This window comes from Roseovarius sp. (genome assembly GCF_965228755.1).
In the GTDB taxonomy this organism is placed as follows: domain Bacteria; phylum Pseudomonadota; class Alphaproteobacteria; order Rhodobacterales; family Rhodobacteraceae; genus Roseovarius.
On the sequence record NZ_CBDDIG010000005.1, the window covers coordinates 611216 to 637489 of the forward strand.

A 26274-nucleotide genomic window follows, 5' to 3' on the forward strand; every position below is an offset into this window, starting at 1 on the left:
GGAGGCCTGAGAGATGGAATTCGGATTTACCATTGCGGCCTATGTCGTGGCCGCCGTTCTCTTCATCCTCTCGCTCGGGGGGCTGTCGGGGCAGGAAAGCGCCAAGCGCGCGGTCTGGTACGGGATCGTCGGCATGGGGCTGGCGGTGCTGGCCACGCTCATCGGGCCGGGCTCGGGCCTGTGGCTGCTGTCGCTGATCCTCGTCGCCGCGGGCGGCGTGATCGGGGTCTATGTCGCCAAGCGCGTGCAGATGACCGAGATGCCGCAACTCGTCGCGGCCATGCACTCGCTGGTCGGCCTCGCCGCGGTCTTCGTGGGCTTCAACGCCGATATCGAGATCGGCCGCGTCATGGCGATGGAGGCCGACACCTACTCCACCCTCAAGGGCTTCGCGGCGCTCGTCGCCAAGAAGACGCAGGTGGAGATCAACATCCTCCGGGTCGAGCTGTTCCTCGGCGTCTTCATCGGCGCGGTCACCTTCACCGGCTCGGTCATCGCCTTCGGCAAACTGGCGGGCAGGGTCAGCTCCAAGGCCGAGAAGCTGCCGGGCGGGCACATGCTCAACGCCGGTGCCGCGATCATCTCGGTGATCTGCCTGATCTGGTATCTCAACAGCGGCGACTTCTTCCCGCTCCTGCTGATGACGGCCATGGCGCTCTTCATCGGCTACCACTTGATCATGGGCATCGGCGGCGCCGACATGCCGGTCGTGGTGTCGATGCTGAACAGCTACTCGGGCTGGGCGGCCGCCGCCATCGGCTTCTCGCTCGGCAATGACCTGCTGATCGTGGTGGGCGCGCTGGTGGGCTCCTCGGGGGCCATCCTCAGCTACATCATGTGCAAGGCGATGAACCGCTCGTTCATCAGTGTGATCCTCGGCGGCTTCGGCAACGATGGCGGCCCGGCGGCGGAAATCGAGGGCGAACAGGTCGCCATCGAGGCCGACGGCGTGGCCAACGCGCTCAACGAGGCCGACAGCGTGATCATCGTGCCGGGCTACGGCATGGCGGTGGCGCAGGCCCAGCAGGCGGTCAGCGAGCTGACCAACAAGCTGCGCGCCAAGGGCAAGACCGTCCGCTTCGGCATCCACCCGGTCGCGGGCCGTCTGCCCGGCCACATGAACGTGCTGCTGGCCGAGGCGCGGGTGCCCTACGACATTGTCCTCGAGATGGAGGAGATCAACGACGACTTCCCGGAAACGGACGTGGTGATCGTCATCGGCTCGAACGACATCGTGAACCCGGCCGCCCAGGAAGACCCCAACAGCCCCATCGCCGGCATGCCGGTGCTGGAGGTCTGGAAGGCCAAGACCGTCTTCGTCTCGAAGCGCGGGCAGGGCACCGGGTATTCCGGCATCGAGAACCCGCTCTTCTACAAGGACAACACGCGCATGTTCTACGGCGACGCCAAGGACAGCGTGACCAAGCTGATCGGCCTGATCGACTGATCCGGTCCCATGCGGACCATGCGGGCACGGGGGCGAAAACCCCCGTGCCCGTTTCGTTTCGGGGGCAGTTTTTTGCCACCGGGGGGTGGCTTTTCGTATATACACGGTATATCAAACGCATATGCGCCGCACAGCTTGACCAGCGGCGCCACATGAGGAAAGGACATCACATGGCCAAGAAAGCCAAGATCAAGGCACTCAAACAGGAAGTCGCCTCGCGCAAGAAGAAACTCGCGCGTCAGGAAACAAAGCTCAAGAAGGCCAAGAAGGCCCTCAAGAAAGCGGCCTGAGCCATATTCGGCGAAAACCACCACGGGGCGGCGGCGAGGATCCGGCGCCCCGTTGCCATTCGCTGGCCCGAAAACGGATTGCATACGGCAGTATTCATCTAACCTATTGAACCTGCGAATAAATCTGTTCCCTTCAGCGGCCCGGTGTCGTAGTTTGCCCGTGACATCACGGAAAACCCGGGCCCATGCCACCGATCAAGGACCATCCCCTCCGCTACGGCCTCGCCAACGAGCTGCACGCCCGCCCGTTCCCGGCGCTGAGCGTGCCGTCCACCGCCGTCTTCCTCGCCATCAAGCAGGAACACCGCGCCGCCGGCCGCGACCGGGCCGCCGACATGGCCCATCTCGTGGCGCTGCTCGACCGGCACGGCGCGGCCCATCCCCGGCTCGGCGACACGCACTATTCCGGCACCATCGGGCGGCACACGCTGAAATGGGAAAGCCATACCGAGTTCGTGACCTACACCGCCTTCTCCGAAGGGCAGGGCAAGCGCCCCTTCGACCCGGCGGATTTCGAGGTATTCCCCGCCGACTGGCTGGCCGAGGCGCCGGGCCTTCGCATCACCTCGGCGCTGATCCGCATCCAGCCGCTCAAGGATGACGAGGCGCTCAGCGCCGATATCGCCGAGTGGTTCGTGCCCGACAGCGTGGCCGTGGCCCGGGTGCTCGACAACGCCGCCGTCATCGCCGGCGATTTCCGCATCGACCCGGCGGGCCACCAGCGCCTGCTGATCAGCGTCTCGCCCGAAACCGGCCCGCGCCGGGTGGGCCGGATCATGCAGCGCCTCTGCGAGATCGAGACCTACAAGTCGATGTCGATGCTGGGCTTCTCCCGCGTGGGCGAGCTCAGCCCGCGGATGGGCGAGCTGGAGAACCGGATGCGCGCCATGATCGGCGACATGACCGGCGGCGAGAAGAAGGCCGAGGAAACGCTGCCCGACCTGCTCGACATCTCCGCCGAGCTCGAGGCGATGGTGACGCAAAGCTCCTTCCGCTTCGGCGCGACCGAGGCCTACGAGACCATCGTCAACCAGCGCATCTCGGTCCTGCGGGAGGAGCGCTTCAAGGGCCGCCAGACCTTTGCCGAGTTCATGATGCGCCGCTACGACCCGGCCATGCGCACCGTCCGCTCGGCCCAGGGCCGCCTGCGCGCCATGGCCGATCGCGCCCGCCGCGCGGGCGAGTTGCTGCGCACCCGGGTCGATGTCGAACGCAGCGCCCAGAACCAGGCGCTGCTGGAAAGCATGGACCGGCGCGCCGACCTGCAGCTTCGCCTGCAGAAGACGGTCGAGGGGCTGTCGGTGGTCGCCATCAGCTACTATGCCGTGTCGCTGGCGGGCTACCTGCTTTACCCGCTGACGGGCGTGCTGGGCGTCAGCAAGGGGCTGATCACCGCCGCCGTGACCCTGCCGGTCGTCGCCGCCGTCTGGCTTCTCGTCCGCCGCATCCGCAACAAGTTCCACTGACCCGCCAAGGCGAACCCCCAGCTTTCATTGTTCCCCAAATACTCCCGCCGGAGCGTCCCGCGGCCTCCACCCGCACACCGGCCCGCTACTGCTGCCGCAGCCCGACCCATTGCGCCCAGGCCTGCCGCGACCCGGCAAAGGCGTTGAGATCCACATCGCCCTTCAGGCCCGGAACGACCCCCGTGCCGCTATACTGCCAGAAGCTCCAGCGCTGGCCGGGATAGACCTGGTCGAGGGGCCTGGCCACCGACCGCAGCCAGAATTCCTCCTGCGTCAGGCGGTGAAGCCCCGCGTCCTTGTAGAATTGCGGGGTGGTATAAACCACCGGCCGCTGGCCGTAATGCCGGTGCAGCATGTCGAGGAAGATCTTCATCTCGCTCCGGACAACCGACCCGGAGGGCCGTTTCTGGCAGGTGGGCGACAGGTGGTTCCACTCCATGTCCAGAACCGGGGGCAGGGCGCCCTTCTGACGCGGCACGTTGCGGATGAACCATTTCGCCTGCGTCTCGGCATCGGTGCAGAAATAGTAGAAGTGGTAGGCCCCGCGCAGCACCCCCGCGCGGCCCGACATCAGCCAGTTCTGCGCGAATTCCGAATCCAGAAGGTCACCGCCCTCCGTCGCCTTGATGAAGGCGAAGTTGACCCCGGCCCGCGCCGCCGCGTGCCAGTCGACCGTGCCCTGGTAACGGGCCACGTCGATCCCGTGCACCGGGTAGCGATCCGGCCCGTTGCGCCCGAAATCCACCGGGTCGCGATCGTCGAACTCGGCCGACCGGACCGCGATCACCTGCTGTTGCGCCAGCACCACCCCGGGCAGGGCGACACCGGCCAGCAGGATCAGCGACAGCAGCGAAGCGGCAAGGCGGGGCATGGTCAGGTCTCCGGGGCGCGTTGCGTGACGAACGCAAGGTTGTTGGCAGGCATCTCGACCACGTCGACGAGCGTCAGCCCCGCCGCGTGCAGCCAGTCGATGGTGGTGAAATCGTCCTTGTAGCCGACCTCCGGATCACTGGCGCGCAGGCTGGCGTCGAAGCTGGCATCGCCCTCCGACGTGGCCTCGCCGTCGCGCAGGAAGGGGCCGTAAAGGACGAACCGCCCGCCCGGCGCCAGCGCCCGCGCGACCTCGGTGACGATGGCCTGCGCCTCGGGCGTGCTGATCAGGTGCAGCAGGTTGACCAGCACGATCAGGTCCTGCCCGCCTTGCGCATCGGCCCAGCCCGGCGCGGTGGCATCGAGCGCGATGGCGGGCCGGATATTGGCCAGTCCTTCCGTCGTCGCCCAGGCGTCGATGCTGGCCCGCCGCTCGGCCGCGATCTCTGTCGGCTGCCACGTCAGCCCCGGAAACGCCCGCGCGAAGGCCAGCACGTGCTGGCCTGTCCCGCTGGCAATCTCCAGCGCCCGGCCCTCCGCCGGCGCATGGGCCCGCAGCAAATCCGTGATCGGCCCGGCATTGCGCAACGCCGACGGCGCCGACAGCCGCGCGTCCCCGCCCGGCTCGGCGACCGAGGCAAGCTCTGCAGGCAGGTGTCGTTGCGGCATGAAATCTCCCCCGGTTGGCCATTCACGATAGCCGGGGCCGGGACATTTTCAAGCGGCGGCCCCGTAAAAAAGAGAGGCCCGCCGAACCGGCAGGCCCATGCACGCGGGAGCGATCCGACGCGATGCGCCATCCGGGGCCGATGGCCGCCGCGCCCCCTCAGCCGAAGGTTTTTTCCATCAGGTAATTGTGGATCTGCACGTTGTTCCGCTCGAAATCCCGACGCCTGACAACGGCAAACCCGGCCCGAAGAAAGAACCTGCGGGCCGCTTCGCTCGCCTCGACATAGAGGCGCGACAACCCCGCCTCCAGCGCCGCCCTTTCCAGCCGGTCGTAGAGAGCTTTGCCCACACCGCTCCCGGCATGATCCGGGTGGCAGTAAAACAGGTCGATATGACCGTCGCCTTCCAACTCGACAAAACCAATCGGCGTCCCGTCGTCATCGACGGCGACAAAGACCGAGCGTCCATCGGACACACGGGCATGAAACCTGTCCGCGGGCACGGGGGCCGGGCTCCAGGCATCGACCTGGGCCGCACTGTAATCCTTGCGTCCAATGGCATGGACCGACTGGTGAAACACTTCGACCAGTACGGCGGCATCGTCGGGCTTGTAATCGCGTATTGTCATGGGCGCGATCTAGCGGCTTGGCGCGGCAATGGAAATGGCTATTTCGTCCGCGTGACCCGCCTACCGCCCCGGCGTCCTTGCCCGCCAGAAAAGATACAGCGCCGCCCCGAGTGACAGGAGGGCCAGCGACAGCCATGCAAGTCCCGATTGCTCCCGGTACACCACGCCCGACTCCGCATCGAAACAGCGGCCCAGCTCGTTGAAACAGTGACGCCATCGGAAATACTGGACATAGCAGAGGTATCCGAACGCGCCGGACAGCCCGAGGCATAAAAGGGAAAGCACCCGTCCGGTCATCTGTCGCTCTTTCGGATCATTTCGTCAGCGTACTCCCTCGACCGCGCAGGTCAACGACCCCCTTGAACGACACCCCCAAACGCAACAGGCCCCGCCAAACCGGCGGGGCCCTGCCTTGTCTCGCGAACGTCCCGCCTTACTGCGGGATCTCGCCCGTCAGCCCCTCGACGTAGAAATCCATGCCCAAGAGCGTGCCGTCATCCGCCGTCTCGCCCTCGGCCAGCCAGTCCGAGCCGTCCTGCTTCTTCAGCGGGCCGGTGAAGGGGTGATACTCGCCATTGGCCATCGACTCCTTCAGGGCCAGCGCCTCTTCCTTCACCTCGGCAGGCACCGCATCGGTGATCTCGCCGATCTCGACCATGCCCGGGCCGATCCCGTCCCAGGTCTGCTTGCTCTCCCAGGTGCCGTCCATCACCGCCTGGGTGCGCTCGATATAGTAGGGCGCCCAGTTGTCGATGATCGAGCTCACCCGCGGTTTCGGCTTGTACTCGGCCATGTCCGAGGCCTGCCCGAAGGTGATGACGTTCCCGGCCTTCTCGGCGGCGGCCTGCGGCGCGGTCGAATCGGTGTGCTGCAGGATCACGTCGGCGCCCTGTTCGATCAGCGCGGTAGCGGCATCGGCCTCTTTCGCCGGATCGAACCAGGTATAGGCCCAGATGATCTTGAACTGCACGTCCGGGTTGACTTTCTTGGCGTGGATATAGGCCGAGTTGATGCCACGGATCACCTCCGGAATGGGGAAGGAGGCGATGTAGCCGATGATGTTCGATTCCGTCATCTTGCCGGCGATATGCCCCTGCACGGCGCGGCCTTCATAGAACCGGGCCGAGTAGGTGCTGACATTGTCGGCGGTCTTGTAGCCGGTGGCATGTTCGAACTTCACGTCCGGGAACTTCTTGGCCACGTTCACTGTCGGGTCCATGTAGCCGAAGGACGTGGTAAAGATCAGGTCGGCCCCCTGAAGCGCCATCTGGGTGATCGCCCGCTCGGCATCCGCGCCCTCGGGCACGCTTTCCTGGTAGACCGTCTCGACCTTGTCGCCGAAATGCTCCTCGATGGCCAGCCGGCCCTTGTCATGCTCGAAGGTCCAGCCGCCGTCGCCGATCGGGCCCACGTAGATGAAGCCGACCTTGGTCTTGTCCTGCGCCACCGCCGTGGTGGCGAGGCCAAGCGCCAGCGCGGCGCCGGTGAGAAGTCTGGTAAGTGTCATTGAGGTCTCCCGTGTTGTTGGTGTCGTGCGTGTTGCGTTGCCGTCTGCCTCAGGACGAGGCGTGGAAGACGCGGCCCAGGGATGCGGGCGCGCGCGATTTGTCCGCCGACATGATGACCAGCACGACGATGGTGATCAAGTAGGGCGACATCGAAAGATACTCCACCGGGATGGCGACACCCGCGGCCTGCAGGTTGAGCTGCAGCACCGTGACCCCGCCGAAAAGCCACGCGCCGAGCAGGACGCGCCCCGCCTTCCAGCTTGCGAACACCACCAGCGCCAGCGCGATCCAGCCCGCGCCCGCCGTCATGCCCTCGGTCCACTGCGGCACGCGCACGAGGCTGATATAGGCCCCGCCGAGGCCCGCACAGGCGCCCCCGAACAGGATCGCCATCAGCCGCACGCGCACCACCTTGTAGCCCAGCGCGTGCGCGGCATCGTGGTTCTCGCCCACCGCCCGCAGGATCAGCCCGACACGGGTGTATTTCAGCGTGGCCCAGACCGCGGCGACCAGCGCCAGCGCGAAATAGACCATCAGGTCATGGGAAAACACCACGCGGCCGATGAAGGGCAGGTCGCTCAGCACCGGGATATCCAGCTTGGGCGTCGGCGGCGGCTTGATCCCGACATAGCCTTGCCCCATCAGCGAACTGAGGCCCAGCCCGAACAGCGTCAGCGCCAGCCCGCTCGCCACCTGGTTGGCCAGCGCCACCTGCGTCAGCAGCGCGAAAAGCAGCGCCAGCACCGCGCCGCCCAGGGCCGCCAGCAGGAAGCCCAGGGCAGGCGAGCCGGTCTCGACCGACACGGCAAAGCCGCAGATCGCCCCGGTGATCATCATCCCCTCGACCCCGAGGTTCAGAACGCCCGAGCGCTCCACCACCAGCTCGCCGATCGCGGCCAGCAGGATCGGCGTCGCCGCGACAAGCAGCGAGGCCACGAGAAGGGCGGGGTTGATCGAAGAAAGGTCCATCACGCGGCCTCCGCTGTCTTGATCCGGATACGGAAATTGGTGAGCAGGTCGACGGCCAGCAGGAAGAACAGAAGCATCCCCTGGAACATCTGGATGGCGGCGGCCGGCAGGCCGAGGTTCGACTGCGCGATCTCGCCCCCGATATAGGTGAGCGCCATCAACAGCCCGGCAAACAGGATGCCGATCGGGTGCAGCCGCCCGAGGAAGGCCACGATGATCGCGGTGAACCCATAGCCCACGTTGAAATCGATGCTCACCTGCCCCGACGGGCCCGACACCTCGAACATTCCCGCCATCCCGGCCAGAGCACCCGCGGTGCCCAGGCAGAACAGGATCAGCCGCGCCGGGTTGACGCCCGCGAACCGCGCCGCCCGCGGCGCCTCGCCGGTCAGCCGGATGTGATAGCCCAGGATATGCCGGTTCAGCAGCACATAGGCCAGGATCACCGCCAGGAACGCGGCCAGCACGCCCCAGTGCATCCCGGTCCCGGCAATCACCTCGCCATTATAGGCGGACTCGTATTGCTGCAGGTTCCGCGAGCCCGGAAATCCGTGGCCCTCCGGGTTCCGCAACAGCCCCAGCGACATCTTCGCCAGCAACTGCTCGGCCACGTAGACCAGCATCAGCGATACCAGGATCTCGTTCGTCCCGAACCGCACCTTCAAGAGCGCCGGGATCATCGCCCAGGCCCAGCCGCCCAGCGCCCCCGCGATCACCATCAGCGGAAAGATGAACCACGCCTCCATCGGGTAGAAGGCCAGCCCCACCCCGGCGCCGGTCAGCGCGCCGATGATATACTGCCCCTCCGCCCCGATATTCCAGATCCCCGCCCGGAACCCCAGGCTGAGACCGATGGCGATCAGGATCAGCGGCGCCCCCTTCACCAGCAATTGCGGCCGGTAATAGAACGCGAACTCGCCGAACAGCGGCTCCCAGAAGATCGTCCCGATCGCCTCGACCGGGTTCTTGCCCAGAAGCGCGAACAGCGCGCCGCCCGCGATCATGGTGATCACCACGGCCACCACCGGCGTCAGGTAAGTCCAGAGCCGCGACGGCTGCGGCCGTTTCTCAAGCTTCAGCATGCCACGCCTCCTTCAACATTGTCCCTGGATATTGTCCCGCCGGAAGAAACAGGGCACCGCGCCCGGGCTTCTTCTGGCCCGAAATATCCCCGCCGGAGGCATGAAATCTCTTTTCCCGACGCTCAGGCATGCGACACCTCCATCCCGTGGGCACCGCCCATCATCAGCCCGATCTCCTCGACCGTCAGGCCCTTGGCGGGCCGGATATCCGACAGCCGCCCCTCGTTCAGCGCCCCGAACCGGTCGGAGATTTCCATCAGCTCGTCGAGGTCCTGGCTGATGCAGACGATCGCCGCGCCCTCGGCGGCCAGGTCCAGCAGCGCCTGCCGGATGGCCGCCGCGGCCGCGGCATCGACACCCCAGGTGGGCTGGTTCACCACCAGCACCTTGGGCCGTTGCAGCATCTCCCGGCCGATCACGAATTTCTGCAGGTTCCCACCCGACAGCGACCGTGCCGCGTTGTCCGGGCCGGGCGTGCGCACGTCGAAGCTTTCGATCACCTTCTCGGCAAAGCTCCGCGCCGCGCCCCATTTCAGGAAGCCGCGGTTCAGCAGGTTCTCCCGCTGCGCCGCCGTCAGCACGCCGTTCTCGATCAGGCTCATGTCGGGCGCCGCCGCATGGCCCAGCCGCTCCTCGGGCGCCGCCAGCAGGCCCAGCTCGCGCCGCGCCGTCGGCCCCAGCCGGCCGACCGGCTGACCAAGCAGGCGGATCGCGTCGGGATGGGTCTTCAACTCCCCCGACAGCACCGCCAGCAATTCGTCCTGCCCGTTGCCCGCGACCCCGCCGATCCCGAGGATCTCGCCCTGCTGCACCGTCAGGTGGATGTTCTTCAGCGAGGTGCCGAAGGCCGAGGGCGACTTGACCGACAGCCCCGAGATATCCAGCGCCACGTCGCCAAGCGCACGCCCGGCACGTTCCGGCGCCTCGAAGGCCGAGCCCACCATCAGCTCCGCCATCTCCCGCGCCGAGGTCTCCGCCGGCACGCAGGTGCCCACGTTCTTGCCCAGCCGCAGGATCGTCGCGTGATCGCAAAGGGCGCGGATTTCCTCCAGCTTGTGCGAAATGTAAAGGATCGCCACGCCTTCCCCGGTCAGCTTCCGCAGCGTCTCGAACAGGATCTCCACCTCCTGCGGCGTCAGAACCGAGGTGGGCTCGTCCATGATCAGGAGCTTCGGCTCCTGCAACAGGCACCGGATGATCTCCACCCGCTGCCGTTCCCCCGCCGACAGGTCTCCCACCGTCCGATAGGGATCGAGCGGCAGCCCGTAGGTCTCCGACACCGCGCGGATCCGCGCCGCGAGGTCGCGCATCTGCGGCGGGTGCTCCATGCCCAGCGCGATATTCTCCGCCACGTTCAGCGCATCGAAGAGCGAGAAGTGCTGGAACACCATCGCCACCCCCGCGGCCCGCGCCGCGCGCGGCTCGGCCGGGGTGAAGGGCTGGCCGCGCAGCGTCATCGCGCCGCTGTCCGGTTTCACCAGCCCGTAGATCATCTTCACCAGCGTCGACTTGCCGGCGCCGTTTTCGCCAAGCAGGGCATGAACCTCGCCCTCCTTGATCTCGAACGAGACGTCGTCATTGGCAACGACGCCCGGATAGGCCTTGGTCAGGCCCTTGATTGTCAGAAGTGTCCCTGTCACGCGATTTTTCCTTGTTGGAGGCGGGTTTGCGCCCCGTTTCTCAGTATCTCGGCCGCCACGCCGACCGCAATGGCCTGCGGGTGTTTGCCCAAGGACGGGTCGCCGATCGGGCAGCGGATGCCGTCGATTTGATCGGGCCCATGCCCGAGCGCGGTCAGGCGCTTTCGGAACCGGGCCCATTTCGTGGCCGAGCCGATTAGGCCCGCGCTGGCGAAGCCGTGGGTCAGCAGCTGATGACACAGCTCGAGGTCGAGCGCATGGGAATAGGTCAGGATCAGGTGATGCGCGTCCTTGGGCGCGTGTGGCACCAGCCGCGCGGGCTCCGCCGCGGGCAGGGGGGTCACGCCCTCGGGAACCTCCCCGGGAAAGCGGTCGGGCGCCGTATCGACCCAGGTGATCCGCACCTCCGGCAGCGGCTCGAGCACCGAGACCAGCGCCCGCCCCACATGGCCCGCGCCCCAGATCCATATCTCGCGCGTGGGCCGCGCCACCGGCTCGATCATCCAGCCATCGAGCAGCTGCGCCTCCGGCGGCCGCCCCTGGTTTCGCGCGGTCGCCAGCAGGCGCTTCACCGACAGCGGCATCGCCGCCGGGCCACTGACCGGGCGGGCGACAACCGTCTCCGCCTGCGGCAGGCTCCCGGCGTCATACACCTCGCTCACCACTTCCACGGCCCCGCCACAGCACTGGCCCATCTCCGGCCCCAGCGCATGGCGGCTCAACCGAACGGCCACCGCCTGCTCCCGCGCCGCCCGCGCCAGCTCGTACTCGAGCGCACCACCGCCGATCGTGCCCGACTGCCCGTCCTCCCAGACCAGCATCGCCGCCCCGGTCTCCCTCGGGCAGGAGCCATGCGTCGCCGCAATCACCACGCGCGTCACGCGCCCATGCGCGGCCACGGCGCGGGAAAGGCTCTCCAGATCAAACCCCATGACGCACCCGTTCCACCGTCAGGAACACCCGCTCCGCCGTCGCCGGCGCATCGAGCGCCGGATAGGCCTCGCCGCAACTGGCAATCGCATCCGACAGTGCAAGAAAGGCCGAAATCCCCAGCATGAAGGGCGGCTCGCCCACCGCCTTCGACCGGTAAATCGTCTCCTCCCGGTTCTCGTCATCCCAGAGCGACACGTTGAACACGTCCGGCCGGTCGCCACAGGCGGGGATCTTGTAGGTCGACGGCGCATGCGTGGTCAGCCGCCCCTTGTCGTTCCACACCAGCTCTTCCGTCGTCAGCCATCCCGCGCCCTGCACGTAACCGCCCTCGACCTGCCCGATATCGATCGCCGGGTTCAGGCTGGCCCCCGCATCGTGCAGGATATCCGTCCGCAGGATCCGGTTCTCGCCCGTCAGCGTGTCGATCACCACCTCGGTGACAGCCGCCCCATAGGCGAAATAGAAGAACGGTCGGCCCTCGCCGCGAATGCGGTCCCAGGCCAGCTTGGGCGTCTTGTAGAACCCGGTCGAGGACAGGCTCACCCGGTGCTCATAGGCCAGCTTCGCCGCCTCGGCGAAACTGCGTTCATGCTCGCCCACATACACCTTGCCACCCTCGAACCGCACCGTCGCGGGCTCCGCCTGGTGATACTCCGCCAGGAACTCCGCCATACGCTCGCGGATGGTGTCGCAGGCCGCCTTCACCGCCATCCCGTTCAGGTCACTCCCCGAACTGGCCGCCGTGGCCGAGGTGTTGGGCACCTTGCCGGTATCGGTCGCGGTGATCCGCACCATCTCCTGCGGCACCCCGAACCTGTCGGCGGCCACCTGCGCCACCTTCTGGAACAGCCCTTGGCCCATCTCCGTCCCGCCATGGTTCAGGTGGATCGAGCCGTCGTTATAGACATGCACCAGCGCGCCCGCCTGGTTGAGATGGGTCAGCGTGAAGGAAATCCCGAACTTCACCGGCGTCAGCGCGATGCCCTTCTTCAGCACGGCATTCGCGGCATTCCACTCCGCCACCGCCTTGCGCCGCGCGTGATAGTCGGCGCGTTCCACGAGCGCATCGGTCATCTCGTGCAGGATGAAATCCTCGACCGGCTGCCCGTATGGCGTGGTCTGCACGCCCGCGGGTGGCTTCGGCGCCGCGTCCGGCGGCATCTCCGCCTGCGCCCCGCGCGAGGTCGGGTCGATATCGTCCGGGATCGGCCCGGCCCTGCTGGCCCCCGGCGAGAAGTCCCCGCCGAACCGCTGTCCCGTACCCGGCCCTGTCTTCTTCGGCGCGGCATAGTAATTCACCCGCCGCACCTCCAGCGGGTCGCGGCCCAGCTCATGGGCGATATGGTCCATCACCCGCTCGATCCCGATCATCCCCTGCGGCCCGCCGAACCCCCGGAAGGCGGTGGCCGACTGCGTGTTGGTCTTCAGCCGGTGCGACAATATCCGCGCGTTCTCAAGGTGATACGCGTTATCCGCATGCAGCATCGCCCGGTCCGCCACCGGCAGCGACAGGTCCTGGCTCCAGCCACAGCGGGCGTACTGGGTGAACTCCACCCCCAGAACCCGGCCATCATCGTCGAACCCCACGCGATAGGCGATCCGGAAATCGTGCCGCTTGCCGGTGATGATCATGTCATCGTCGCGGTCATAGCGCATCTTGCAGGGCCGGCCCGTCAGCTGCGCCCCCAGCGCACAGGCAATCGCCAGCGCATTGCCCTGGCTCTCCTTCCCGCCAAAACCGCCGCCCATCCGCCGGCATTCCACCCGCACGCCGTGCATCGGGATGCCCAAGGCGTGCGCCACCTTGTGCTGGATCTCGCTGGGGTGCTGGGTCGAGGACATCACCACCATGTCGCCGCCTTCCTGCGGCAGAGCCATGGCGGCCTGACCCTCAAGGTAGAAATGCTCCTGCCCGCCCATCTCCAGCGTGCCCTCGACGGTACGGGGCGCGCCGGCAATGGCCTTGCCCGCATCGCCCTTCTCGTAGAGCCGCGGCCCGTCCTCGAAATGGCTCTTGGCGGCAATGGCATCGTCGATGGTCAGGATCGGCGCACGCGCCTCGATCTCCACCGTCGCCTTCCGCGCCGCCTTCCGCGCGTTCAGGTGGCTGTCGGCGATGACAAGAAACAATGCCTGCCCGGCATAATGCACCTCGCCCGTCGCCAGCAACGGCTCGTCATGTATGGACGGCGAGGTATCCGCCTCCCGCTCCAGGTCATCGGCGGTCAGCACCGCGACCACCCCGGGCGCGGCGCGAACCCCGGAAAGATCCATGCCGGTGATCGTCCCCGCCGCCACCTCGCTCAGCCCGAAGGCCAGGTGCAGCGTCCCCGCCGGCGCCGGGATATCGTCCACGTATCTTGCCTGCCCGGTCACGTGCAGCGGGGCGGCGTCATGCGGGAGGGGCTTCGTCACGCTCATGCCGACACCTCCAGCACGCTCGTCGCCTGCCCCTGATCCTCGTGGAAATACCGGGTCAGCAGGTTCCGCGCCCCCTCCAGCCGATACCGGGCCGAGGCGCGCATGTCCGACAGCGGCGTGAAATCCTTCTCCCAAGCCCCGGCCGCGGCCTCCACCGTCTCCAGCGTCCACGGCTGGCCCGTAATCGCCGCCTCCACATGGCTGGCCCGCTTCGGAACCCCCGCCATGCCACCGAACGCAATCCGCGCCCCGCGCACAACGCCATCCTCGACGGTGATGTTGAAACACCCGCACACGGCGGAGATATCCTGGTCGAACCGCTTCGACAGCTTGTAACAGCGCAGCCGGTCCGCCTGTGCCGGGATGGTGATCGCCTCGACGAACTCCCCCTGCGCCCGGTCCTGCTTGCCATACTCGAGGAAGAAATCCTCAAGCGGCAACTCCCGCCGCACATCCCCCTTCCGCAAGTGCAACACCGCCCCCAGCGCGATCAGCGCCGGCGGCCCGTCACCGATGGGCGAGCCGTTGGCGATATTCCCGCCAATCGTTGCCGCCCCGCGCACCTGGGCCGAGCCATACCGCCGGATCAATTCGGCAAAGGACGGATGCCGCCCGCGCATCTCCCGCATCAGCCGGTCGAGCGTCACGCCCGCGCCCACACGCAGGCCGGCCTCGCTTTCCTCCACCTGCTGCAAATCCCGGCAGCGGTGCAGGAACGCCACCGGCGCCAGCTCCCGCAACTGCTTGGTCACCCAAAGCCCCACATCCGTGGCGCCGGCCACCAGCACCGTCTCCGGCGCCTGCTCCAGCAGCGCCGCCAACTCGTCCGAGCTTTCCGGCAAGGCCGGGGCAGGGGCCACCGCCGCCATATTCTCGCGCAGCCACTTCGGCACCGGCTCGGTCGCCGCCGCCTCCGCCGCCCGGATGATCGGCGCATAGCCGGTACACCGGCACAGGTTGCCCGCCAGCGCCGTGTCGAAATCCGTCTCGCCGTTCAGATGCGCCACCGCCATGGAAACGATGAACCCCGGCGTGCAGAACCCGCATTGCGAGCCGTGATGCTCGATCATTGCCCGCTGCACCGGGTGCAGCGTGCCATCCGGCCCGCTGATCCCCTCCACCGTGCGCACCGCCTTGCCATGCAGCTGCGGCAGGAACAGGATGCAGGCGTTCAGCGCCTTCGCCCCCTGCGCATCGCTCACCATCACCGTGCAGGCCCCGCAATCGCCCTCGTTGCAGCCCTCCTTGGTGCCGGTCAGCCGCCGACGTTCGCGAAGCCAGTCGAGCAGGGTCTCGGTGGGCGACACCCCGGCAAGATCGATGGCCTCCCCGTTCAACCGAAAGGAAATGTCCATAAGCACGTCTGCCTGCCGCGTTACCTCCGCCCTTTTCTGGTGCGCTCCCCCGATGCGGCGTAGAGGGGCGCGGGCTTTCCTTGCATCAAGGCTATGCGCGCAATTCGCGGCTTGGCAAGGATTCAGTGGGCCCCGGAAACGGCCAATCCGGCGGGGAACTGGGCGCTCCCCGGCGTCAATGACGCAAGGGAAATCAACGGGTTGAGCGTGCCGAACCCCGATTGCCTTGGAATCGTAGGAAGTCTTTCTGACCGGATATGGCAATGGTTTCGCCCATTCTCGGGGCGTCACCGCCGGTTTCCGAAGGGCGTCCGGTATTCCGAAACTGCCGCCGGGTCATGCGGCAATCGGCTATTTCCACCGCCCCGTCGCCTGCCGTAAGCTCGCCCCATGAGCAGCGCCCCCCGATTCATCCACCTCCGCGTCCATACCGAATACTCCCTCCTCGAAGGCGCCGTGCGGCTGAAGAAGCTGCCGGGGCTGTGCGAGGCGGCCGACATGCCGGCGGTGGCGGTGACCGACACCAACAACATGTTCGCGGCGCTGGAATTCTCCGTCACGGCACAGGGCGCGGGCATCCAGCCCATCATGGGCTGCCAGGTCGACCTGCAATACGTCACCCCCGCGCCGGGCGAGCGGCCCAGGCCCCCGGCGCCCGTGGTCCTGCTGGCACAGTCCGAGCGCGGCTACGAGAACCTGATGAAGCTCAACTCCTGCCTCTACCTGCGCGGCGACGGCCAGCTGCCGCACGTGACGATGGAGGAGTTGCAGCGCCATTCCGAGGCCGTCATCTGCCTCTCCGGCGGCCCCGACGGCCCGGTCGGCCGGCTCCTGCAGGCGGGCCAGCGCCCGGCGGCGGAGATGCTCATGCGCGACCTGCACAAAGCCTTCGCCGACCGCCTCTATGTCGAACTGCAACGCCACCCCGGCGAGACCGGCGCGCCCGAGAACGAACGCCTGACCGAGCAGGGCTTCGTCGAGATGGCCTACGCCATGGAAATCCCGCTCGTCGCCACCAACGACGTCTATTTCCCGCAGGAAAAGATGTACGAGGCCCACGACGCCATGATTTGCGTCGCCGAGGGTGCCTATGTCGACCAGTCGCAACCCCGCCGCCGCCTGACCGCCCAGCACTATTTCAAATCCCCGCAGGAAATGGCGACGCTCTTCGCCGACCTGCCCGAAGCCATCGAGAACACCGTCGAGATCGCCAAGCGCTGCGCCTTCGGCGCCTACCGGCGCGACCCGATCCTGCCCCGTTTCGCCGATGACGAGGTCGACGAGCTGCGCCGTCAGGCCAAGGAAGGGCTCGAGGCCCGCCTCGCCGTCATCCCCCACGCCGCCCCGGTCGAGGAGTACCAAAAGCGCCTCGAATTCGAGCTCGGCATCATCGAGGGCATGGGCTTCCCCGGCTACTTCCTGATCGTGGCGGACTTCATCAAGTGGGCCAAGGAACAGGACATCCCCGTCGGCCCCGGCCGCGGCTCGGGCGCCGGCTCCCTCGTGGCCTACGCCCTCACCATCACCGACCTCGACCCGCTGCGCTACTCGCTGCTCTTCGAACGCTTCCTCAACCCCGAGCGGGTCTCCATGCCCGACTTCGACATCGACTTCTGCATGGACCGCCGCGAGGAGGTGATCCAATACGTCCAGCGCAAGTACGGCCGCGACAAGGTGGGCCAGATCATCACCTTCGGCGCGCTGCTCTCCAAGGCCGCCGTCCGCGACATCGGCCGCGTCCTGCAAATGCCCTACGGCCAGGTCGACCGCCTCTCCAAGATGATCCCCGTCGAGGGCGTGAAACCCGTCTCCATCGAGAAGGCCCTGCAACAGGAAGACCGCCTCCGCGAGGAGGCCCGCTCCGAGGAAGTGGTCGACCGCCTCCTGAAATACGGCATGCAGGTCGAGGGCCTCTTGCGCAACGCCTCCACCCACGCCGCCGGCGTCGTGATCGGCGACCGCCCGCTGGACGAGCTGGTCCCCCTCTACCAGGACCCCCGCTCCGACATGCCCGCGACCCAGTTCAACATGAAATGGGTCGAACAGGCGGGCCTCGTGAAATTCGACTTCCTCGGCCTCAAGACCCTCACCGTCGTCCAGAACGCCATCGAGCAGATCCACGCCTCGGGCCGCGACCTGCACATCGCCGCCGACGGCAGCACCATCTACGAACCCTTCGACGGCGCCGAGAACGATATCGGCCAGATCCCCCTCGACGACCCCAAGACCTACGAGCTCTACGCCCGCGCCAAGACCGTCGCCGTGTTCCAGGTGGAAAGCTCGGGCATGATGGACGCGCTCAAGCGGATGAAGCCCACCTGCATCGAGGATATCGTCGCCCTCGTCGCCCTCTACCGCCCCGGGCCCATGGAGAACATCCCGAAATACTGCGAGGTCAAGAACGGCCTCTCCAAGCGCGACAACCTGCACCCCTCGGTCGACCACATCCTCGACGAGACGCAGGGCATCATCGTCTACCAGGAACAGGTGATGCAGATCGCGCAGGAGATGGCCGGCTACTCCCTCGGCGGCGCCGACCTGCTCCGCCGCGCAATGGGCAAGAAGATCCAGGAAGCGATGGATGCCGAGCGCCCCAAGTTCATCGCCGGGGCCAAGGAAAACGGCGTCGACGACGCCAAGGCGCTCGAGGTCTGGAACCTGCTCGACAAGTTCGCGAACTACGGCTTCAACAAGTCCCACGCCGCCGCCTACGCCGTGGTCAGCTACCAGACCGCCTGGCTCAAGGCCAACCACCCGGTCGAGTTCATGGCCGGCGTCATGAACTGCGACATCCACCTCACCGACAAGCTCGCCACCTATTTCGAGGAGGTGAAGCACGCCCTCGCGCTGCCCTACGTGCCGCCCTGCGTGAACCGTTCCAACGCCACCTTCATGGTCAGGGACGGCGCGCTGCACTACGCGCTGGGCGCGCTCAAGAACGTGGGCGTCGACGCCATGCGCCTGATCGTCGAGGGCAGGGGAGAGAAACCCTTCGTCACCCTCTTCGACTTCGCCCGCCGCGCCGACCTCAAGCGCATCGGCAAGCGGCCGCTGGAGATGCTCGCCCGCGCCGGCGCCTTCGACGAGCTCGACCGCAACCGCCGCCGCGTCTTCGACAATGTCGAACGGCTGATGAACTACTCCGCCGCGATCCACGAACAGAAGAACTCCAACCAGGTCTCGCTGTTTGGCGAGGCGGGCGACGACCTGCCGGAACCGCGCCTCTCCCCGGTCGAAGATTGGCTGCCCGCCGAACGCCTGACCGAGGAATTCCAGGCCGTGGGCTTCTACCTCTCCGGCCACCCGCTCGACGACTATGCCGCGCCCCTCAAGCGCAAGGACGTCAAGACGCTGGAGGAAGTCACCGAACACGCCCGCCGCGGCGCCGCCGTGGTCAAGATGGCCGGCGTCGTCGCCGGGCGTCAGGAACGCCGCTCGGCCCGGGGCAACCGCTTCGCATTCGTCCAGCTCTCCGACACCACCGGCAGCTACGAGGTCACGGTCTTCTCCGACACGCTGGAGGCCTCCCGCGACCACCTCGAGACCGGCTCGATGGTCGTCCTCACGGTCGAGGCGACGATGGAGGAGGACCAGCTCAAGCTGCTCGCCCGCGTCATCCAGCCCGCCGATACGGTCGTCGCCGATGCCGGCGCCTCGGGCCTGCGCATCTTCGTCGAGGATGCGGGCGCGGTGCCCTCCGTAGCCACCGTTCTGGAAAAATCCGCCGACGCCAAGGGCGGGCGCGGGCCGATCTATTTCTGCCTCCTCGACCAGGCCCTGCCGGGCGAGGTGGAAATCTCCGCCGGGCGCGACTACCCGGTCTCGCCCCAGATCAAGGGCGCGCTCCGCTCCCTGCCGGGCGTCGCCATGGTCGAGGAAATCTGAAGACACGCGGGCAAGTGCCTGAATTGTCGCGGCAATGCCCCCGGGCTGGACGGCGGCGTATGGCGTGGGATAAGGTCTCGGCCAGCCAACGGATGGAAAGGGGCTCACCCGGATGCGTATCGCCGCGGCATGTCTGGTTCTCACCCTCACGGCCGCCTGCGGCGCCGAGATGGCCGAGGTGCCGCGCCTCGCCGAGGAAAGCGTGGAAGCGGGCGCACCCACCATGTCGATGGCCGCCCCCTCCGGCACGCAGAACGCCCGCGGCGGGTTCCTCTCGGGCCTGTTCGGCGGCAACGCCACCGCCCCCACACCCGACGCCGATGCGCGCGAGCCCTCGCTGGACGGCGACGGCGCCACCGTGACCGAGGCCTCGCTGCCCGCCGCCGACGCCTCGAAAAGCGAGATCGCCTTCGGCACACGCCTGCCATACGGCCGCGTCGCCACCATCTGCGGCGTCGACACGCGCCAGCTCGGCACCCGCACGGCCCAGTATCCCGAACGCCGCCCCCGCTACCAGCTTTACGACAGCGCCCCGGGCCACACCGATCCGCACACCTTCTACATCACCGGCTTCGACGATGGCTGCGCCCGGCAGTTCACCGCCGCGATGGCCGTCTTCGGCTCGGTCGAGATGCACGAACAGCTCCGCTACGGCCTCCCGGCGGAGGTGCAGCCCTATTCAGACACCGACAAGGCCTACGAGAAACTCAAGCGCCGGGTCTGCAACAAGCCCCGCCGCAAACCCTGTGGCAGCCGGATCGGCCAGATGGCGAAGGACACGGTTTTCCTCAGCGTCTACGAACGCTTCGGCGGCAATGCCCAGTGGATGAACCTGCTGCTGCATGGCGGCGACCTCGTGGCGCAGGACCGCAAGTCCGGCCTCTGACGGCGCGCCGCCTCAGTAATGCGGCGGCCGCTCGTCGCCGATCACCTCGGCCCCGGAACTCAGGCTCTCCCGCTCCGCCTCGCGCTGCAACAGCAGGGCCACCCGCCGCTTGAGCTGGTCGATCTCGGTTTCCTGCCGGGCCACCACATCGGACAGATCGTCGACGACGCGGGCAAGGTGGGCGATGTATTCTTCGAGCTTTTCCATGAAAGGCATCTAGGCGGGCCGGACGGACCGGTCAAGCGCGCGCCTGCCGCTTGCCCCTTCACGCCCCTTCGGCTAGACCGCGCGGCGAATGGCACCGGCAAGGACCCGCAAGATGGCCAAGACCAAGAAACAGCCCCGCCCCAAGGCCGAAACCCCCAAGGGGTTCCGCGACTATTTCGGCGCGGAAGTGAGCGAACGCGCAGAGATGCTGCAGAAGATCGCCGCGGTCTACCATCGCTACGGCTTCGACGCGCTGGAATCGAGCGCCGTCGAGACGGTCGAGGCGCTGGGCAAGTTCCTCCCCGATGTCGACCGCCCCAACGAGGGGGTCTTCGCCTGGCAGGAGGCCGACGAAGATGGCCGCGGCGACTGGCTCGCCCTGCGCTACGACCTCACCGCGCCGCTCGCCCGCGTCTACGCCCAACACCGCAACGACCTGCCCACCCCCTACCGCCGCTTCGCGATGGGCCCGGTCTGGCGCAACGAAAAGCCCGGCCCGGGGCGCTTCCGCCAGTTCTACCAATGCGACGCCGACACCGTCGGCACCGCCAGCATGGCCGCCGACGCCGAGATCTGCGCCATGCTCGCCGACACGCTGGAAGAGGTGGGCATTCCGCGCAGAGATTACCTGATCCGGGTGAACAACCGGAAGGTTCTGAACGGCGTGCTGGAAAGCATGGGGCTCGCCGACGACGCAGAGCGCAGCGCCGCCGTCATGCGCACCATCGACAAGTTCGACAAGGTCGGCGAAACGGGCGTGCGCGAGCTGCTCGGCAAGGGGCGGCTCGACGCGTCGGGGGCCTATATCGACGGGGTAGGTTTGAGCCAGGCGCAAGTTGAACCGGTGGTTAAATTTCTAACGTCAGGCAAGCGTCTCGCCAACGTAGGCGGTTACGGCGTACAACGAGTTCAAGGAGAAATTGGTAGCGAAGTGTCTCCTACGAACTATGCCCCATTTAAGAATGAAGAACTAAGCAAAGCCGTTCTTACCGGCACGCTTGCTGAACTAAGAAGAATTGTTGAGAGCAGTTCAGAAGGACTACAAGGCGTCGCCGAGCTTGAACAGATCGCCGACCTCCTCGCCGCGCAAGGCTACGGCCCCGACCGCATCATCATCGACCCCTCCGTCGTGCGCGGCCTCGGTTACTACACCGGCCCCGTCTTCGAGGCCGAGCTGACATTCGACATCCTCGACGAGAAAGGCCGCAAGCGCCAGTTCGGCTCCGTCGCCGGCGGCGGGCGCTACGACGACCTCGTCAAGCGCTTCACCGGCCAGGCCGTCCCCGCCACCGGCATCTCCATCGGCGTCGACCGCCTCCTCGCCGCCCTCCGCGAAAAGGGCCGCATCGGCCCCGCCGCCACCGGCCCCGTCGTCGTCACCGTGATGGACCGCGACCGCATGGCCGACTATCAGGCCATGGTCGGCGAACTCCGCCAGGCCGGCATCCGCGCCGAGGTCTATCTCGGCAACCCCAGGAACTTCGGCAACCAGCTCAAATACGCCGACAAGCGCAACTCCCCCGTCGCCATCATCGAGGGCGGCGACGAGAAGGAGAAGGGCATCGTCCAGATCAAGGACCTGATACTCGGCGCGAAAATCGCCGAGAACGCCACGCTCGAGGAATGGAAGGAACGCCCCAGCCAGTTCGAGGTGCCGCGCGACCAGATGGTCGCCAAGGTCCGCGAGATCCTGGACGGGCAGGGCGGATGACCAACCGCGCCGCGATCCGGGCCGAGGCGATGCGCCTGCGCGGCCTGTTCGAGGCGGCGGGGGCGGACCCGGTGGAAACCGCCATCCTCCAGCCCGCCGACCTCCTCCTCGACCTCTATGGCGAGGATATCCGCGCCCGCGCCTACGTCACCTCCGACGCGCTCAGGGGCGAACAGATGCTGCGCCCCGACTTCACCGTGCCGGTGGTGCAGATGCACATGGCCCACGGCGCCGATCCTGCCTGCTACACCTACGCGGGCGAGGTCTTCCGCCGTCAGGAACACGACCCCGACCGCGCCAACGAATACATCCAGGCCGGGTTCGAGGTCTTCGACCGCACCAACCCCGAGGCCGCCGACGCCCGCGTCTTCGCCCTCTTCCACAAGGTGCTGGCCCCCCTGAACCTCCGCGCCGCCACCGGCGATATCGGCATCCTCATGGCCGCCGTCGAGGGCCTCCGCACGCCCGAGCGCCGCAAGGCCGCGCTCCGCCGTCACATCTGGCGCCCGAAACGCTTCCGCGCGCTCATCGACCGCTACGTCGGCCGCGCCCGCGTGCCCGAAAGCCGCGCCGCCCTTTTGGCCGCCACCGACCCGATGGCCCATGCCGCCCCGATGATCGGCCTGCGCAGCGCCGCCGAGATACGAAGCCGTATCGACACCCTGCGCGAGGATGCCGCCGCCGCGCCCCTGTCGGAAAACGAAGTGGCGCTGCTCGACGCCATCCTCGCCGTGCGCGAAACCTCCGACAACGCGCTCGAACAGCTTCGCGACATCGCCGTCGACATGCCCGCAATCGCGCCGGCGATCGACCGGCTGGCCCGCCGCCTCGACGCGCTGGGCGACGCGGGCATCGACGTCACCGCGCTCGATTTCGAGGCCAGCTACGGCCGCACCCAGATGGAATATTACGACGGCTTCGTCTTCGGCTTCTACGCCGAACGCCGGCCCGACCTGCCCCCCGTCGCCACCGGCGGGCGCTACGACGCGCTGACCCGCCAACTGGGCGGCGGCGCGGAAATCCCCGCGGTCGGCGGCGTCATCCGCCCCGGCCTCGTCATCTCGCTGGGGGGTGCGGTATGAGCGTGAAGCTTGGCGTGCCGTCCAAGGGCCGGCTGATGGAAAAGACCTTCGAATGGTTCGGCGCCCGTGGTGTCGAACTGGGCCGTGCCGGCTCCGACCGGGAATACGCGGGCTTCGTCGGCGGCATCGACAATGTCGAACTCGTCCTGCTCTCGGCGGGCGAAATCCCCCGTGAACTCGCCGCCGGCCGCATCCACCTCGGCGTCACCGGCACCGACCTCGTCCGTGAAAAGCTGGGCCGGTGGGATCACCGTGTCGAGGAGCTGGCCGAGCTGGGCTTCGGCCATGCCGACCTCGTCCTCGCCGTACCGCGGGTCTGGGTCGATGTGGGCACGCTCGACGATCTCGACGCCGTCGCCGCCGCCTTCCGGGCGAAACACGGCTTCCGCCTGCGCATCGCCACCAAGTACCACCGCCTCGTGCGCGACTTCCTGCGCGAGAACGGCGTCGCCGACTACCAGCTCGTCGACAGCCAGGGCGCGACCGAGGGCACCGTCAAGAACGAAACCGCAGAGGCCATCGCCGACATCACCTCCTCGGGTGATACCCTGCGCGCCAATCATCTCAAGACGCTGGACGACGGGCTGATCCTGCGCAGCCAGGCCACGCTCTTTCGCGCCCGCGGCGTCGACATGGGCCCGGAGGACCGCCAGACCCTGAAACAGCTGATCGCCAGGCTGGGCGTCGATTGAAGCGGGCAGGGCGGGCAGGGCCCGCCCTCAAGCACCACGCCGTCAGAAAAGCAAAAGGCCCGGATGATCGCTCATCCGGGCCTTTCCAATCTCGGTCAGCCGATGATCAGAACTTGAACACGGTCCGAACCGCCAGCGTGGTGGCTTCCGCGCCAACCGGCGTGCCGGTGAAGTTGTCGTAGTCGTGGTACAGCAGCTCGCCGCCGATGGTCAGGTGATCGCCGACCATGTAGTCGTAACCGCCGCCGATGAAGTAGCCGTCGACATCGCCAACGATGTTGGTGTCGAGGTTGGTGTAACCACCGGTGGCATAAGCCAGGCCACGGCCCATCTTGACACCGCCACGCACCTTGACGCGCAGGATGTTCTCGGCCTGCACGGCCGGGGTCAGGTTCAGGCTGGTCCAGTCATAGTCGACGGCCGTACCCAGCACGAAGCTGCCGAAGTCATAGTCGTAACCGGCGGTGAAACCGGCGATCGGGTCGTCGCCGTCGACACCGGGAAAGTTGGTGTCCATGCTGAGGTAGCCGATTTCGCTACCGAGGTAGAAGCCGGTCCAGTTGGGGATGGCCGGTTTTGCCGGGGCCGGGACCATGACCGGTGCATCGACCACCGGATCTGCCAGGCTGCCGGCCAGCGCGGGGCCTGCAACGGTCAGAGTGGAGGCCACGAGCAGGGAGAGCGCATGCTTCATTTTGTTTGTCCTCACGTTGTCGGTTCGGGGGTGGGTGGGTCCACGAACCTTTTTTGAATATTCACAATTTGCCCGAATTGTCGGGTGCTGAGAAACAGTATCTATGCGAAAGCCGCGCGTACTCAACGGCATAAGGCCGGGAAACGATTATCGTTTCGTGAGTGTTGCTGTGATGAGACTTTGAAGCCGGATTTGGGGCTTTGGCAAGAGGTTTTGGGCAGAAAGTTGCCGAAAAATGAATTTAGGGAGTTGAAAAATGAACGGCCCGGGCTTGGGGCAGCCCGGACCGTCGCCAAATCAGAAGCGGAACGTGCCTCTGAGTTGAACCGTCGTCGCTTCGACATCCGTGCCGGTCGACTGGAAGTTGTCGAACTCGTGGTACAGCACTTCGCCGCCGAGCGACACGTTCTGGCTGATCATGTGCTCATAGCCTGCGCCCACGAAATAGCCGTCGTCGTCACCGATGCCGCTCACGTCGGCATTGGCATAGCCGCCGGTACCGTAGATGAGACCGTCGCCCACCTTGTAGCCGCCGCGCGCCTTGACGCGGTAGACCCGCTCGAGGCTGTTGCCGGGCGCGAGCGTGATGTCGGCGAAATCGTAGTCCATGCCGGCACCCACGACCCAGTTGCCGAGATCGTAGTCGTAACCGAAGGTCAGACCGCCGATCACGTCGTCGCCGTCAACGCCGGGGACGTTGGTCTCGACGTTGCCATAGCCAAGCTGACCACCGGCGTAGAAACCGGTCCAGTCCGGGCCGGCGGGGGCGGGCGGTGCTGCCACGGGCGCCATCACCGGCTCTTCCTGCGGTGCCGGGGTCATGCTGCCGGCCAGCGCCGGGCCGGCGATAAGGGCGGAGGTTGCCGCAAGCACGGTAAGCGTTCTCTTCATGTCTGGTCTCCTTTGTCCTGACGACCATTGTCTTTTCTGCTCTTCCGGTCCGCTGCGCGGCACCGGACACCCCGCCGGACCTTGGCCCGATCTTTTGGGTGTCGGGCGCACATATACGCCTCTCGCCACGTGACAAGGGGGGGACCGGGATATTTAAGCATTCGTGATCCGGCCGTGAGGCGCGGGGCGGCAAAACAGCAGAAACCGGCCGTTATTTCAAAGTCTTAGGCTGATTTACGCCGATGACCCTGCGTCAATCCCGGCCTGTCCCGGGCACTGCCCTCGGACGGATTCGGGGGCGGTCTGGGGCGGGGCCTGCCTTCCGGGGGCGCCTGCCTCGCGCAACACCGCCGCGCGCCGGCTTAACCCGGGCCCGGCACCGATTTTCGCACCGACGAAATACCGACGTTATACCGACATGGGGTTTTTCTGCGGAATCAGGGCGTTAACCCCGATTCGCCCGCCATTTCCAGGAATCCCCGTTTTTCGTCACAAAACCCCGATATCGGCCAGGGCCGCCGACAGGTCGGCGGGCAGGGCATCGTCCTCCTGCCGCGAGGCCGGCAGATCGGGCGGCGCATCGCTTGGCTGCAGGTACCGCCAGCCCTGGAACGGCCGTTTCCGGGCGCTGGTGGTCCGCACGATCTCGGGGTCCAGCACGATGGCACAGCGCCGGATCCCGTCCTGCCCGATCACCTCGTCGAACCGGACAATCCTCTGCCGGCACTGCACCAGCCCCTGGATCACCCAGTAAAGCGACCCGCCGTCGAGCACCTCATCCGCCCGCCGCGGCCACATCCGCGTGACATGCCTAGGCAGACCGTCCTCGGTCTGGGCCCGGCGCAGGGCCTGCCAGTCCGCCATGCTCTCGACGTTTTTCGAGCCGACGCTGAGTTTTATGAGGTGTAATGCGGCCATGGAAAAGAATCGTCCTTTGGGCCATATACG

22 protein-coding genes are annotated in these 26274 nt (G+C 66.9%); 7 read left to right on the plus strand and 15 right to left on the minus strand.

Annotation, left to right across the window (positions count from 1 at the left end; translation table 11 throughout):
* The first annotated feature begins 13 nt into the window (after positions 1 to 13).
* A complete protein-coding gene (locus ACO07J_RS06385) occupies positions 14 to 1447 on the plus strand; it encodes an NAD(P)(+) transhydrogenase (Re/Si-specific) subunit beta (protein ID WP_422027375.1) in 1434 nt (477 codons plus the stop codon).
* Positions 1448 to 1922: 475 nt separating this feature from the next.
* Positions 1923 to 3203: a DUF3422 family protein gene (locus ACO07J_RS06390; RefSeq protein WP_422027377.1), complete on the plus strand. Its 1281-nt coding sequence runs from the start codon at positions 1923 to 1925 to the stop codon at positions 3201 to 3203.
* An 85-nt stretch (positions 3204 to 3288) separates the two neighbouring features.
* Here the strand turns inward: ACO07J_RS06390 and ACO07J_RS06395 are convergent, their stop codons facing one another.
* From ACO07J_RS06395 to xdhA, 11 genes are all read right to left on the minus strand, one after another.
* Complete coding sequence (locus ACO07J_RS06395; protein WP_422029721.1) at positions 3289 to 4080, minus strand: GH25 family lysozyme; 792 nt, start codon at positions 4078 to 4080, stop codon at positions 3289 to 3291.
* Entirely contained in the window at positions 4077 to 4742 is a 666-nt protein-coding gene (locus ACO07J_RS06400) for a DUF938 domain-containing protein (protein ID WP_422027379.1), read from the minus strand. Before ACO07J_RS06400 ends, ACO07J_RS06395 begins: the two co-directional genes overlap by 4 nt.
* A gap of 157 nt (positions 4743 to 4899) precedes the next feature.
* Positions 4900 to 5370, minus strand: a complete 471-nt coding sequence (locus tag ACO07J_RS06405) for a GNAT family N-acetyltransferase (RefSeq protein WP_422027381.1) — start codon at positions 5368 to 5370, stop codon at positions 4900 to 4902.
* Between the two features lie 60 nt (positions 5371 to 5430).
* Complete coding sequence (locus tag ACO07J_RS06410; RefSeq protein ID WP_422027383.1) at positions 5431 to 5667, minus strand: hypothetical protein; 237 nt, start codon at positions 5665 to 5667, stop codon at positions 5431 to 5433.
* Between the two features lie 136 nt (positions 5668 to 5803).
* Positions 5804 to 6877, minus strand: coding sequence for a BMP family ABC transporter substrate-binding protein (locus ACO07J_RS06415; protein WP_422027385.1), 1074 nt, complete (start codon positions 6875 to 6877; stop codon positions 5804 to 5806).
* A 49-nt stretch (positions 6878 to 6926) separates the two neighbouring features.
* Positions 6927 to 7847: an ABC transporter permease gene (locus ACO07J_RS06420; protein ID WP_422029723.1), complete on the minus strand. Its 921-nt coding sequence runs from the start codon at positions 7845 to 7847 to the stop codon at positions 6927 to 6929.
* On the minus strand, positions 7847 to 8929 hold the full coding sequence (locus ACO07J_RS06425; RefSeq protein ID WP_422027387.1) for an ABC transporter permease: 1083 nt from the start codon (positions 8927 to 8929) through the stop codon (positions 7847 to 7849). The genes ACO07J_RS06420 and ACO07J_RS06425 overlap by 1 nt, the downstream gene beginning before the upstream one ends.
* A gap of 122 nt (positions 8930 to 9051) precedes the next feature.
* On the minus strand, positions 9052 to 10569 hold the full coding sequence (locus ACO07J_RS06430) for an ABC transporter ATP-binding protein (RefSeq protein ID WP_422027388.1): 1518 nt from the start codon (positions 10567 to 10569) through the stop codon (positions 9052 to 9054).
* Positions 10566 to 11501 (minus strand): xanthine dehydrogenase accessory protein XdhC, encoded by a 936-nt coding sequence (gene xdhC / locus ACO07J_RS06435; protein WP_422027390.1) that lies wholly within the window; start codon positions 11499 to 11501, stop codon positions 10566 to 10568. Before xdhC ends, ACO07J_RS06430 begins: the two co-directional genes overlap by 4 nt.
* On the minus strand, positions 11491 to 13923 hold the full coding sequence (gene xdhB / locus ACO07J_RS06440) for a xanthine dehydrogenase molybdopterin binding subunit (RefSeq protein ID WP_422027392.1): 2433 nt from the start codon (positions 13921 to 13923) through the stop codon (positions 11491 to 11493). The genes xdhC and xdhB overlap by 11 nt, the downstream gene beginning before the upstream one ends.
* The gene (gene xdhA / locus ACO07J_RS06445; protein WP_422027394.1) at positions 13920 to 15278 is read right to left on the minus strand and encodes a xanthine dehydrogenase small subunit; all 1359 of its coding nucleotides are present in this window, start codon (positions 15276 to 15278) and stop codon (positions 13920 to 13922) included. The genes xdhB and xdhA overlap by 4 nt, the downstream gene beginning before the upstream one ends.
* 390 nt (positions 15279 to 15668) lie before the next feature.
* On the opposite strand from xdhA, the gene dnaE reads away from it, so the two are divergent.
* Both dnaE and ACO07J_RS06455 read left to right on the plus strand, forming a co-directional pair.
* On the plus strand, positions 15669 to 19163 hold the full coding sequence (gene dnaE / locus ACO07J_RS06450) for a DNA polymerase III subunit alpha (RefSeq protein WP_422027396.1): 3495 nt from the start codon (positions 15669 to 15671) through the stop codon (positions 19161 to 19163).
* Positions 19164 to 19275: 112 nt separating this feature from the next.
* Positions 19276 to 20049, plus strand: coding sequence for a hypothetical protein (locus tag ACO07J_RS06455; RefSeq protein WP_422027397.1), 774 nt, complete (start codon positions 19276 to 19278; stop codon positions 20047 to 20049).
* 12 nt (positions 20050 to 20061) lie between these two features.
* Here ACO07J_RS06455 and ACO07J_RS06460 read toward each other — a convergent pair whose 3' ends face one another.
* Positions 20062 to 20256, minus strand: a complete 195-nt coding sequence (locus ACO07J_RS06460) for a SlyX family protein (RefSeq protein WP_422027399.1) — start codon at positions 20254 to 20256, stop codon at positions 20062 to 20064.
* A gap of 112 nt (positions 20257 to 20368) precedes the next feature.
* Here ACO07J_RS06460 and hisS point away from each other — a divergent pair, with 112 nt between their 5' ends.
* Genes hisS through hisG form a run of 3 tightly spaced genes read left to right on the plus strand, consistent with a single transcriptional unit; the run spans position 20369 to position 23741 of the window.
* Positions 20369 to 21967: a histidine--tRNA ligase gene (gene hisS / locus ACO07J_RS06465; protein WP_422027401.1), complete on the plus strand. Its 1599-nt coding sequence runs from the start codon at positions 20369 to 20371 to the stop codon at positions 21965 to 21967.
* Positions 21964 to 23049: an ATP phosphoribosyltransferase regulatory subunit gene (locus ACO07J_RS06470; protein WP_422027403.1), complete on the plus strand. Its 1086-nt coding sequence runs from the start codon at positions 21964 to 21966 to the stop codon at positions 23047 to 23049. The genes hisS and ACO07J_RS06470 overlap by 4 nt, the downstream gene beginning before the upstream one ends.
* Entirely contained in the window at positions 23046 to 23741 is a 696-nt protein-coding gene (gene hisG, locus ACO07J_RS06475) for an ATP phosphoribosyltransferase (RefSeq protein WP_422027405.1), read from the plus strand. The genes ACO07J_RS06470 and hisG overlap by 4 nt, the downstream gene beginning before the upstream one ends.
* A gap of 106 nt (positions 23742 to 23847) precedes the next feature.
* Here hisG and ACO07J_RS06480 read toward each other — a convergent pair whose 3' ends face one another.
* The 3 genes from ACO07J_RS06480 to ACO07J_RS06490 form a co-directional block, all read right to left on the minus strand.
* The gene (locus ACO07J_RS06480; RefSeq protein ID WP_422027407.1) at positions 23848 to 24435 is read right to left on the minus strand and encodes an outer membrane protein; all 588 of its coding nucleotides are present in this window, start codon (positions 24433 to 24435) and stop codon (positions 23848 to 23850) included.
* A 297-nt stretch (positions 24436 to 24732) separates the two neighbouring features.
* On the minus strand, positions 24733 to 25326 hold the full coding sequence (locus ACO07J_RS06485) for an outer membrane protein (RefSeq protein ID WP_422027409.1): 594 nt from the start codon (positions 25324 to 25326) through the stop codon (positions 24733 to 24735).
* 489 nt (positions 25327 to 25815) lie between these two features.
* Positions 25816 to 26244 carry a DUF1489 family protein gene (locus tag ACO07J_RS06490; RefSeq protein ID WP_422027411.1) on the minus strand — a complete coding sequence of 143 codons (429 nt, stop codon included), beginning with the start codon at positions 26242 to 26244 and terminating at the stop codon, positions 25816 to 25818.
* Between the last annotated feature and the right edge of the window lie 30 nt (positions 26245 to 26274).

Bases quoted from the DNA above. Each gene is read 5' to 3' on its own strand.
- ACO07J_RS06415 (WP_422027385.1), bottom strand. From the start codon at position 6,877: ATGACACTTACCAGACTTCTCACCGGCGCCGCGCTGGCGCTTGGCCTC.
- ACO07J_RS06480 (WP_422027407.1), bottom strand. From the start codon at position 24,435: ATGAAGCATGCGCTCTCCCTGCTCGTGGCCTCCACTCTGACCGTTGCA.
- ACO07J_RS06485 (WP_422027409.1), bottom strand. From the start codon at position 25,326: ATGAAGAGAACGCTTACCGTGCTTGCGGCAACCTCCGCCCTTATCGCC.
- ACO07J_RS06490 (WP_422027411.1), bottom strand. From the start codon at position 26,244: ATGGCCGCATTACACCTCATAAAACTCAGCGTCGGCTCGAAAAACGTC.
- ACO07J_RS06455 (WP_422027397.1), top strand. From the start codon at position 19,276: ATGCGTATCGCCGCGGCATGTCTGGTTCTCACCCTCACGGCCGCCTGC.
- ACO07J_RS06410 (WP_422027383.1), bottom strand. From the start codon at position 5,667: ATGACCGGACGGGTGCTTTCCCTTTTATGCCTCGGGCTGTCCGGCGCG.
- ACO07J_RS06385 (WP_422027375.1), top strand. From the start codon at position 14: ATGGAATTCGGATTTACCATTGCGGCCTATGTCGTGGCCGCCGTTCTC.
- hisS (WP_422027401.1), top strand. From the start codon at position 20,369: ATGGCCAAGACCAAGAAACAGCCCCGCCCCAAGGCCGAAACCCCCAAG.
- ACO07J_RS06400 (WP_422027379.1), bottom strand. From the start codon at position 4,742: ATGCCGCAACGACACCTGCCTGCAGAGCTTGCCTCGGTCGCCGAGCCG.
- xdhC (WP_422027390.1), bottom strand. From the start codon at position 11,501: ATGGGGTTTGATCTGGAGAGCCTTTCCCGCGCCGTGGCCGCGCATGGG.
- ACO07J_RS06420 (WP_422029723.1), bottom strand. From the start codon at position 7,847: ATGGACCTTTCTTCGATCAACCCCGCCCTTCTCGTGGCCTCGCTGCTT.
- xdhB (WP_422027392.1), bottom strand. From the start codon at position 13,923: ATGAGCGTGACGAAGCCCCTCCCGCATGACGCCGCCCCGCTGCACGTG.
- ACO07J_RS06460 (WP_422027399.1), bottom strand. From the start codon at position 20,256: ATGGAAAAGCTCGAAGAATACATCGCCCACCTTGCCCGCGTCGTCGAC.
- ACO07J_RS06390 (WP_422027377.1), top strand. From the start codon at position 1,923: ATGCCACCGATCAAGGACCATCCCCTCCGCTACGGCCTCGCCAACGAG.
- ACO07J_RS06425 (WP_422027387.1), bottom strand. From the start codon at position 8,929: ATGCTGAAGCTTGAGAAACGGCCGCAGCCGTCGCGGCTCTGGACTTAC.
- ACO07J_RS06470 (WP_422027403.1), top strand. From the start codon at position 21,964: ATGACCAACCGCGCCGCGATCCGGGCCGAGGCGATGCGCCTGCGCGGC.
- hisG (WP_422027405.1), top strand. From the start codon at position 23,046: ATGAGCGTGAAGCTTGGCGTGCCGTCCAAGGGCCGGCTGATGGAAAAG.
- ACO07J_RS06405 (WP_422027381.1), bottom strand. From the start codon at position 5,370: ATGACAATACGCGATTACAAGCCCGACGATGCCGCCGTACTGGTCGAA.
- dnaE (WP_422027396.1), top strand. From the start codon at position 15,669: ATGAGCAGCGCCCCCCGATTCATCCACCTCCGCGTCCATACCGAATAC.
- xdhA (WP_422027394.1), bottom strand. From the start codon at position 15,278: ATGGACATTTCCTTTCGGTTGAACGGGGAGGCCATCGATCTTGCCGGG.